The 9884-nt window shown below is 60.2% G+C and carries 12 protein-coding genes; 8 read left to right on the top strand and 4 right to left on the bottom strand.

The features are described 5' to 3' along the window. The first annotated feature begins 143 nt into the window (after positions 1-143). Together B4F73_RS09275 and B4F73_RS09270 are read left to right on the top strand one after the other, a co-directional pair. On the top strand, positions 144-509 hold the full coding sequence (locus B4F73_RS09275) for a thermonuclease family protein (RefSeq protein WP_290483088.1): 366 nt from the start codon (positions 144-146) through the stop codon (positions 507-509). A 17-nt stretch (positions 510-526) separates the two neighbouring features. Continuing rightward, entirely contained in the window at positions 527-904 is a 378-nt protein-coding gene (locus tag B4F73_RS09270; protein ID WP_290483087.1) for a hypothetical protein, read from the top strand. On the opposite strand, the gene B4F73_RS09265 is transcribed toward B4F73_RS09270, so the two are convergent. Then, positions 901-1788 (bottom strand): RNA polymerase factor sigma-32, encoded by an 888-nt coding sequence (locus B4F73_RS09265; RefSeq protein WP_290483086.1) that lies wholly within the window; start codon positions 1786-1788, stop codon positions 901-903. The genes B4F73_RS09270 and B4F73_RS09265 overlap by 4 nt on opposite strands. Before the next feature lie 201 nt (positions 1789-1989). On the opposite strand from B4F73_RS09265, the gene B4F73_RS09260 reads away from it, so the two are divergent. After that, positions 1990-2463: an MmcB family DNA repair protein gene (locus B4F73_RS09260; protein ID WP_290480167.1), complete on the top strand. Its 474-nt coding sequence runs from the start codon at positions 1990-1992 to the stop codon at positions 2461-2463. A 5-nt stretch (positions 2464-2468) separates the two neighbouring features. After that, positions 2469-2906, top strand: coding sequence for a hypothetical protein (locus B4F73_RS09255; protein ID WP_290483085.1), 438 nt, complete (start codon positions 2469-2471; stop codon positions 2904-2906). Here the strand turns inward: B4F73_RS09255 and tkt are convergent. Beyond that, positions 2903-4879 (bottom strand): transketolase, encoded by a 1977-nt coding sequence (gene tkt / locus B4F73_RS09250; RefSeq protein ID WP_290483084.1) that lies wholly within the window; start codon positions 4877-4879, stop codon positions 2903-2905. The two genes, B4F73_RS09255 and tkt, sit on opposite strands and share 4 nt — an antisense overlap. A gap of 101 nt (positions 4880-4980) precedes the next feature. Here tkt and B4F73_RS09245 point away from each other — a divergent pair, with 101 nt between their 5' ends. The 4 genes from B4F73_RS09245 to B4F73_RS09230 all read left to right on the top strand — a co-directional run bounded on the left by B4F73_RS09245 (position 4981) and on the right by B4F73_RS09230 (position 6438). Then, positions 4981-5262 (top strand): DUF4164 family protein, encoded by a 282-nt coding sequence (locus B4F73_RS09245; protein WP_034814705.1) that lies wholly within the window; start codon positions 4981-4983, stop codon positions 5260-5262. Next, positions 5255-5563: a cell division protein ZapA gene (locus tag B4F73_RS09240; RefSeq protein WP_034814708.1), complete on the top strand. Its 309-nt coding sequence runs from the start codon at positions 5255-5257 to the stop codon at positions 5561-5563. The genes B4F73_RS09245 and B4F73_RS09240 overlap by 8 nt, the downstream gene beginning before the upstream one ends. Positions 5564-5642: 79 nt before the next feature. After that, entirely contained in the window at positions 5643-5855 is a 213-nt protein-coding gene (locus B4F73_RS09235) for a twin transmembrane helix small protein (RefSeq protein WP_034814710.1), read from the top strand. 10 nt (positions 5856-5865) lie between these two features. Then, positions 5866-6438: a cob(I)yrinic acid a,c-diamide adenosyltransferase gene (locus tag B4F73_RS09230; protein ID WP_206991574.1), complete on the top strand. Its 573-nt coding sequence runs from the start codon at positions 5866-5868 to the stop codon at positions 6436-6438. Here B4F73_RS09230 and B4F73_RS09225 read toward each other — a convergent pair. Beyond that, positions 6435-7397 carry an MBL fold metallo-hydrolase gene (locus B4F73_RS09225; RefSeq protein ID WP_290481401.1) on the bottom strand — a complete coding sequence of 321 codons (963 nt, stop codon included), beginning with the start codon at positions 7395-7397 and terminating at the stop codon, positions 6435-6437. The two genes, B4F73_RS09230 and B4F73_RS09225, sit on opposite strands and share 4 nt — an antisense overlap. Before the next feature lie 54 nt (positions 7398-7451). After that, positions 7452-9884 (bottom strand): DUF4175 domain-containing protein (locus B4F73_RS09220; protein WP_290483083.1); only part of this gene is annotated, 2433 nt, incomplete at its 5' end.

Raw genomic sequence — 9884 nt, 5'->3', positions numbered from 1 at the left:
CGACCTACAGATTAGGAATCTGTTGCTCTATCCTGCTGAGCTACGGGACCGCTTGAGTAGGGTCGGCTATACGGGAATAACCGGAAGGATTGAAGTCGCCAATTGTCGGTTCTGCGCTGCGACGCTGAGGATGGGCGATTGGTATGGCGCGATTGAAGATGGGCTGCATGACCCTTGTTGCGTGCGGTGCGCCGGGTCCGCTGGACAGTCTGGAGCCGGGAGAGCGCGGCCGGGTTGTGCGCGTTGTTGATGGTGACACGATCGTACTCGATACCGGGCAAAGCGTGCGGCTAGTCGGGATCGAGGCGCCTTCGGGAGGTTACCGGGATCACGCGCCGCAACCTTATCCTACCGAGTCCAAGCGCATGATGGAAGACATAGTGCTCGGCCGGGACGTCCAGCTCCACTATGGAGGCCTGACGCGTGACCGCTACGACCGGGCACTGTGGCCCATGCCCAGATTGTTGACGCGCTTGGGCCGACGCTCTGGCTTAACGCCGAGATGGTGAAGAGGGGCGGGGCCCGCGTGCGTGTTTACCCGGACACTGCGGCGGCAAATGCGCCCTTGCTGAAGTTTGAGCGTGATGCGCGTCGCGAGGAGATCGGCCTGTGGCGTGCTGTGGAATACCGCATTCCCTATGCCAGCGATTTACCGAAGGCCTATGAAGGCTTCCAGCTCGTGCGCGGACAGGTATCCGGTATGCGGGGAGCTGAAGGGTTTGGTGCAGTCTGTGACTTGTCGCTGCAGAACTCGGCACTCCGGCTGCAGATCCAGACGGCCGCGGCATCTTTGTGTCAGGAGGCGCTGGGGCTGGGTGTATTGGCGCGCGGCTATGTGCGAGGGGACGAGATGGAAATATCCCACCCGCTCAATTTTGAATTGGTGGAAGCTCCAACCAATTAGGTGCCGGGCAGCAGGCCGGATTCGTCCGGGTCTCCCACAATACGTTCGAGCGCGCGACGCAGTTTGCCAAGTGCCTGATGTTCGATCTGCCGTACACGTTCTTTGGAGATTCCAAGTTCGTGGCCTAGCGTTTCCAGCGTGACGGAGTCTTCGCACAGGCGTCGCTGCATGATGATGTGCGTCTCACGGGGGTTAAGTGCTTTCAGCGCATTGGCGATCCACTCCTTCCGGCGTGTCGAGTCGCGCGATTCCATCACCTGTTGCTCCGGAATGGGCGCGGCATCAGGCAGCAAGTCTTGCCATTCACCGTCGCCATCAACGGCCATGGGTGCGTTCAGGGATCGGTCAGACGCAGATAGGCGCGCCGCCATGTTTTCGACATCCCGTTCCGGCACGCCGAGATGTTCGGCGATCCAGGTCCGGTTTTCCTTGGTCATCACACCGTCGCCAGTATCATCGATTCGGGCGCGCAGGCGACGCAAATTGAAGAAAAGAGATTTCTGTGAAGAGGTCGTACCTGTTCGTACGATAGACCAGTTGCGAAGCACAAAATCCTGAATGGAAGAACGAATCCACCAGCTCGCATAGGTTGAGAAGCGCACCTTGCGATCGGGCTCAAAGCGGGCCGCGGCCATCATCAGGCCGACATTCCCTTCGGAGACGAGGTCCGGCATGGGAAGGCCGTAATGGCGGAATTTCGAGGCCATTGCGATGACAAGGCGGAGATAGGCGCGAGTTAACTCATGAAGTGCGCGTTCATCTTCTTCCTCGCGCCAGCGCCGGGCCAGTTCCAGTTCATGCTCGGCTTCCAGCATGGGGGTCTTCATGGCCTTCTTGACGTATGATCGATCCGCCGGGCCATTGGAGCTATAGGCGTTTGCCATGACGGGTCATCTCCTTCTGCGAGGTGGCTTGTTGCCAAACTAACACAGTCTCTACGGGCAAGAGCGCGCGCTGGATCAGATTCGTTCCCGATTTTAATCACTTTATGGAGAGCGCGATCACCGACGCAGCGTGGGCTTGACCTGTAGGTGGCATCGACCTTACGGTTTTCGGAACATTGGGCGAACAAAATTGAAGGACTCATGACGGATCTGGCAGATCTTGGTGTTCCGAACACGCGGGCGGGCGAAATCGTCCGAGGAACCCGGCGCTTGCTCGGCGGGCTCGGCTTTTTTGGCGTGACGGAAATGAGCCTAGCCAACAATCGCCGAGCGGACATCGCGGTGATTGGCCTGTCCGGTGAGATATGGATCGTAGAGGTGAAATCCTCAATTGCCGATTTCCGCGCGGATTCTAAATGGCCGGAATATTTGCCTTATTGCGACCAACTCTATTTCGCGGTCGCCAACGATTTTCCGCACGATCTGATCCCGGATGAAACCGGCTTGATCGTGGCCGACGCATTTGGCGGGGCGGTAGTTCGGGCGGCGCCAGAAGACAAATTGTCGGCAGCTCGGCGCAAGGCCGTCACCCTGCGACTGGCACGTCTGGCGGCCATGCGATTGACCCAGTCGGCAGATACTGGCTGGACGGCGGCACCGGGCTTGCTTACCTGACCCTCATGAGTCATGCCTTTCCCATTGCGACACGTGTAGAAGACGCCCTGAAGCCGGGCGTGAAAGTGGCGCGTACACGCGCAGAGGCCGAAGCCTTGGTGCCAGAGCACGAGATCGACTCGCTCGCGACCGATTGGATAGATGTCACCGAAGAAGAGGCCGAGGCCTACTTGTCATCGCATGCAGGTGAAAATGGCCCACACGGGCATCTCCAAAAATACGAAGACAATGAGGGCAACCCTGTCCTGGCTGTGACCTGGTGGAAGCTGGTCGATCAGGCGGGGATCATGCCTTTGCCGAAGGCACCCAAGAAAAAACCGGCGGCTGAACAGCCGCCGGTGGAAGATCATACCGATGATCTCTATTTCCGGTCTGGCCGGACCAAACCACGCCGTAAACGCTACATTGATCCTCGCCAGATGGACCTATTCAAGACCAGTTAGATCAGATTCTTTACTGCCTCGGCCACCTTGTCTGCGGTGATGCCGAAGTGTTCATACAGTTTCTGGTAAGGCGCGCTCGCTCCAAAACCGTCCATGCCGACAAAGGCACCTTTAGGTCCAAGCCAGCGGTCCCAGCCAAAGCGCACGCCGGCTTCAACAGCCACTTTTGGCAGGTCACCCCCGAGTGTGTCGCGCTGGTATTTCTCGTCCTGCTCGGCAAACAATTCCATGCATGACATCGACACAACGCGGACATGGATCTTCTCTTTGACAAGGTCGGCCTGGGCCTGAAGGGCGATCTCCACTTCCGAACCGGTCGCGATCAACACGGCAGCTTCGCGCGACTTCACACCTGATGGAGAGATCACATAGCCACCGAGTGCGCTGAGGTTTTCGTCCGTATGCTCCTTGCGCGACGGGGCCAGTCCTTGGCGGGTCAGTGCCATCGTGGCGGGGCCTTCGGCATTGCTGAGCGCCACTTCCCAACACTCGGCCGTTTCAACGCCATCTGCAGGGCGAAAGACCCGCATATTCGGCATAGCGCGGAGCGAGGCGACTTGCTCAACCGGCTGGTGGGTCGGGCCGTCTTCGCCAAGACCAATGGAATCATGGGTCATGACATGTACCACGCGAGCGCCCATCAGGGCGCCAAGTCGGATTGCGGCGCGGCTATAGTCTGCAAAGACCAGGAATGTGCCGGAGTAGGGGATGATGCCGCCATGCAACGCCATACCGTTCATCGCCGCAGCCATGCCATGTTCGCGAACACCATAATGTACATAACGACCGGCCCAGTCAGACGGTGTCATTGCCGTGGTTGAAGAGGTTCGAGTATTATTGGACCCCGTCAGGTCAGCTGAACCACCAACCGTTTCGGGCACGAGATTGGTGATGACTTCCAGTGCCGCGCCGCTCCATTGACGGGTGGCTTTCTTCTCGCCGCCTTCAACCACAGCCTTCTTGTGTTTGATGATCGCCTTTGAGAGATTTTTCGGCAGGCGACCGGCCATGGCCGCATTGAACTCACCCTTGTGCGGGGAGGCCATCTGACGCTCTTTCCAGGCCTTGCGAGCCTCAACGCCACGCTCGCCGACTTTCTTCCAGGCTTTTTCGATGGCGTCTGGAATTTCGAATGGCGCGTGAGGCCAGCCGATGTTCTTACGGATACCGGCGATCTCGTCGGGGCCGTAAGGACCGCCATGAGCCTTGCCGGTACCGGCCAGCTTCGGCGCGCCATACCCGATGATGGTCTTGATCGCGAGGAAAACAGGCTGCTTCTGTTTCTGGGCCCATTTCAGGGCCGCCTCGACGTCTTTCTCGTCATGGCCGTCCACTTTGCGGGTGATCCAGCCGGAGGCTTCAAGCCGTGCGCACTGGTCGGTGGAATCTGCGACATCGATGTTGCCGTCGATGGTGACCGAATTGTCGTCCCAGAGGACGATCAGGCGGTCGAGCTTCATGTGGCCCGCGAGCGTGATCGCTTCCTGGCTGACGCCTTCCATCAGGCAGCCATCGCCAACAATCACATACGTCTTGTGGTCAACGAGGTCGTCGCCGAAGCGCGCATTCAGATGGCGCTCTGCCATCGCCATGCCGACGGCGGTGGCGATGCCCTGGCCAAGCGGGCCTGTGGTCGTCTCAACGCCTTTGGTGACGAAGTTTTCCGGGTGGCCCGGCGTATTGGCGCCCAGCTGACGGAAATTGCGGATGTCGTCCCGGCTGACAGATTTGTACCCAGTGAGGTGCAACAGCGAATAGATCAACATCGAGCCGTGGCCCGCCGACAGAATGAACCGGTCTCGGTCCGGCCAGTCAGGCTGGGTAGGGTCAAATTTCAGGAATTTCCGGAACAGTACGGTTGCAGCATCTGCCATGCCGAGCGGCAGGCCAACATGACCTGATTTGGCCGCCTCGACGGCGTCCATGGATAGGGCGCGGACGGCATTAGCCATGTCGCGGTTCGTGACAGCCATTCTGCTGGTCTCCTTTGGTTTGCGGAAGTCGTAGGCCAGACTAAGGCCGTTGCGTCAAGTCGCTTGGCGGATTGGGATAATACCGTTACTTCATTGTGTATATGAGTGAAATCGATCCTGCCATCCGCCAGCTCGACGAGGCGTTGTCACGACTGGAAGGCGCGCTCGACAGTCTGATGGCCCGCGCCGGCAATCCGGACGTGATCAAAGCTGAGCTTGCCGCTCTCGTTTCTGACCGTTCTGACCTTGCCCAGCAGCTTGATGCGTCGCTGGCGCGTGAGCAGCAATTGCAGGCGCTTGCCGACGAGGCGAGCGAAGCACTTGGCTCAGCCATTGAAGAAGTCCGCGCGGCGATCGGCCGGGAAGGGCAGCAGGATGGCTAAAGCGGATATCCAGTTGCGCGGCCGGTCCTATTCCATTGCCTGCGCGCCCGGACAGGAAAGCCGTATCGAGGCCCTGTCGAAACAACTCGACGCGCGAGTTACCCAGATCGCAGGCGCGGTGGGTGATATTGGCGATGAGCGCCTTCTGCTGATCACGGCGCTGGCCTTGCTGGACGAACTGGATTCAGCGCGCCGCTCAGCGCCCGGCAGCGCCACCAGCGAAGCCAGGGCCGCCGAAGCCCTGGTCAAGGCGGCAAGCCGGATTACGTCTCTGGCGGAACGCATGGAAAGCGGCAGCTGATCCCCGCGACGCTTTGCGCGTGGCAAACCGTCTGTCGCGCTCTATGCTCTCACCTTCATGCTGATTGAAAGGCTGCCTCATGCAAACCATTCTGATGACAGGCTTCTACATCGCGCTTGCGGCGCTGGTAATCGTGCTGGGGCTCGGCATCGCCAATCTGGCGCGGACCGATGACAATCAGGCAAGCCGTTCCAACAAGCTTATGCGCCTGCGGGTTCTGGTACAGGCTATCGTGATCGCGCTGCTCGTCGGTCTAGGCATGGTGGTTGGTGCCATCAAGATAGGATTCTGAGGGCAGCAACATGGTCAAGCTCGACAAGATATACACGCGCTCCGGAGACAAGGGAAAGACACGCCTTTCGACGGGTGAGCCTGTTGATAAATGGCACCCGCGTGTTGTGGCCTATGGCACGGTGGACGAGACCAATGCCGCCCTCGGTGTGGCCGCGCTCAAGGCCGAGGGTGATATGCTTGCCGCCATCCGCCGTATCCAGAATGACCTCTTTGATCTCGGCGCCGACCTTGCCACGCCAGAGCGGGGCAAGCCGCTGGAATGGACTCCGTTGCGCATCATTGAAAGTCAGGTGCAACGGCTTGAAACCGAAATCGACGCGATGAACGAGCATCTCGCCCCATTGGACAGCTTCATCCTGCCGGGCGGCAGTGATCTCGCCGCGCACTTCCATGTCGCGCGGACGCTGTGCCGCAGGGCCGAGCGGGAAGTGGCGGAAGTATTTGCGATGGAAGACGAAATCGTCAGCCCTGAGGCGCTTGCCTATATCAATCGCTTGTCAGACTGGATTTTCGTCGCAGGCCGTGTCGCAAACAATAATGGCGCAGATGATGTGAAATGGGTGCCGGGCGCCAACCGCTAGGCGCGCTGTGTCTCTTGCACTTCAGCCATCAGGCCGAACAATTCGATCACGGGTGTAACCACGCCGTCCCCGCGATACTCCCGGTAGAGCGTATCGACATTGACGGCGATGCGTTCGGCGTCGCCCCAGCTTGAATAGTCCCCGAGGGCAATATCCAGCGCAGCGTCGCGCGCACTTAGACCAGCTTCAAATCGCTTGCGCGCTTCTGTGTCGACGAATTTCAGATATTCGGCAACGCGTCGCACACCCGCCTTGTCCGTCACCGGACCATGCCCAGGAACGATAACATCGACATCCATCTCGCAAATTCGGTTGCAAGCGCCGATCCAGTTGGAGACCGGGCCAGCCCACATCAGTGGAGTGCCTTCAATGAACAGGATGTCGCCGGTGAAGACCGTCTTGTCATCCGGCACATGCACCAGCACATCGCCAGCTGTATGAGCCGGGCCGACTTCAATCAACTCAATCGCCTTGTCACCGACTTTCAAGTCCATTTGGCCTGTAAATGTCTGAGTCGGCGCGCGCTCTTCCACACTATCGAAATCGAACGGCGCAAAGATGTCGGCAAAATAGCTGCCGGCAGGCCCGAGCTGTCCGCCGAGCTTTTTGAACTGGGCAAGCATGGCAGGCGGGACTTCGATCATTTCCCTGGCGCTGGCCTCTGACGTAATTATCTCCGCCTGCGGACAGCAGCCATTCCCATGGCAATGATCGCCATTTGCGTGCGTATTGACGATGACACCAATGTCCTCTGCCGCAAGACCGGTCGCATCCTGCATCGCACCCAGCATGGTGCGGGTAAGCGGCATGTCGAACAGCGTGTCCACGAGCAGAGACTGGTCACCGTCCCGGATCAGGCCAGCATTGGACCAACCCCATCCGCCATCCGGCTGCAGCCAGGCATAGAGCCCGTTTCCCAGATCCTTCAGGCCATGTGTGTAGGTCCAGCGTTCAGCCATCATGTTCTCCCGTCCTCGCCCGCATCAAGGCAGGGAATGGACGGGAGGGCAAGGTCAGAACCGGTCGAGCAGGCGGCGAAGGTATTCGCGCTCTTCCTCATCATCGGATTCATTGTAGCGTTGGCGCAATTCTTCCAGGATGTCCTTGGCGCGCTGGCGTTCGGTGGCGTCCGGAATATTGACCTCTTCACCGCTGTTTCCCGGCCCGCCCGATGGGCGCCCAAATGGGTCGCTTTGCTGGGCGTCCTGTCCGTTGCGTTCTCGCTCCAGCGTGTCGAGCCGTTCGGCAAGGTCACGCGAAATTTCAGACAAGGCATTTGTTGCCATTTCCTGATTACGTGCCGCCCTGCGCTCATTGCCACGCTCAAGCGCATCTTCAGCCTGTCTCTGGGCGCGCCGAATATCTTCCAACGCGTCCGGATCGACCCGGCCTTCCAGGGCGTTCTCGCCCTCGATTCCGGCGCCCAGACCCTGTTCGCGGGCGAACTCCTCAACCAGCCGTCCCAGCCGGGCTTGTCGCTCGGCAAGTGACTCCGATTGTCCCGGCCCTGTACCTTCGCCCTCATTGCCTTCGGCAAATTCGCCGCCGCCGCTACCGGGGCGTTCGCCGTTCTCCTCGCCGCCGCCTTGCGGGGCTTCAGTCTGACCGCTACCGGCTTCTCCGCCACCGGGTTGACCGGAATCCTGTCCCTGCTGCGTGCCAGACTGTTGCCCGGACTGCTGGCCTGGCTGTTGGCCGCCCTGTTCCTGTCCAGACTGGCCGGGACGCTCGCCACGTTCCTGGGCCAGCGTGTCATCATTCAGCTGGCGCTGTTCCCGCAGGATTTCCGACAGACGCCGCATGGCATCGGTCAGTTCCTGTTCTTCGGGCGGCAGGTCTTCCTGTTCGCCATCGGCTTGCTGACCGGGCATGCCCGGCATGCCACCCGAGCCGGACTGACCCTGCTGGAATTCGAGATTCTGCAGCATGTTCGTGATGTCGGAAAGCAGCTGCCGGGCCTGATCCGTTGCGCCGGTCTCCGTGAGGTCCTGCAGCGCATTCAGCATGTCTTCGAAATCCTGCCCGCCGAGATCGGGCCCACCGGACATCGCTTCCTGATCCATCTGCATTTGCGGCTGCTCGCCGCCATTCGCGATAGCCTCGGCCATCTTGGCAGCGAGGTATTCATTGGCCGCATCACGGAAGGCTTCCATCCGCTGCTTGATCTCGTCTTCAGAGGCCCCGTCCCGCAAGGCCTGCTCCAGTGCACGCCGCGCCGCTTCCAGCCGTCTCAGGGCATCTGCGGCGCTGCCATACTCCGCGCGCAGAGCTAGTGCCCAGAGCAGGGGATCAACCTGTTCGGCCTCATCCTTCGTGGCCGCTGCATCCAGAATACCCTTGGCTGTCCGGAAAGTGAGGTACACGCCCTGATCGCGAATGTAACGCTCGCCTTTATAGGTCATGGCATCGAGCATCAGGGCGGCCTTCTGGATATCAGGCGGCGCGGTCCCGAGGCGGTTTGACGCCGTGACATTCAGTGCATCCTGGCGCAATGCGTCTTCATTCTTTGCCAGCTCTGCATAGTCGCGAGGTTCGCGCAGCACAGTCAGACGCACTTCCTGAGCAACGCGCGCGATTGGATCGAGAAACAGTTTTTCCGGCAGCTTGAAGTCGACCGGTTCGCTCAGGCCGGTCTGTCCCGCCCCATCTGTGGCGACCAGGCGCAGCGTCACCGGCATACCAGCCCAGCGATGACGGGTCAGGTCCAGTTGGGTTATGTCCTCGGCCGATGTCGGCGCCGCACCAGATAACGGCACGGCGACATGGTCTGCGTCATCTGGCGCGGCTGGATTTGGGGTTTGCAGAGTGATCCGCAATTCCAGGGCCGAGACGCCATAGTCATCAGAAACCGACCAGGAAATTTCGGTCCGGTCTTGCCGGCCCATTTCAGGCGCTTTCACGAAGCGGGCCTCAGGGGCCTCATCAGGCGAGGTCAGTAGGCGCCAGCTTGCGCGCTCGCCCCACCAGTTTACCGACAGGCGCGTGTCTTCCATGATCCGGGCGCGGGCTTCAAAGGCGCCATCGGGGGTCGGTTCGAATTTTTGCTTACGTGTCGCTTCGCCCTTCAGAACCAATTTCGGCGCGCTATGCGCTTCGGTGCGCAAGGTGACTTCCGAGCCCTCCGGCACGCGGACATTTTGCAATTCCGGAGTGAGGAAAATGGGTGCGCGGCCCGTGTGTTCAGGGGGCGTGATCCACGCTTCGACCACCATGCCGTCTGCACCAACCAGGGCGCCATAATCTGGAAACAGGGCGCGATGCAGGCGCGCGCTCGCATCCGTACCCGCAAAAACGCCCATCAGGACCAGAAGCGCCGGAAGGACCGCGCGCATCCAGTATGGATCAAGGCGGCTCCACTCGCGCGACAGGGACGGCAGTTTCAAGCGTTGGGCTTCTTTCAAAAGGCGCAGGCGATGCTTCTGCCACAGCTTCTGGGATCCTCGGCT

Source organism: Hyphomonas sp. UBA3601, assembly GCF_002375605.1.
GTDB lineage: Bacteria > Pseudomonadota > Alphaproteobacteria > Caulobacterales > Hyphomonadaceae > Hyphomonas.
Note: the sequence above shows the minus strand (reverse complement) of the source record. Positions and strands in the feature narration are given on the sequence as shown.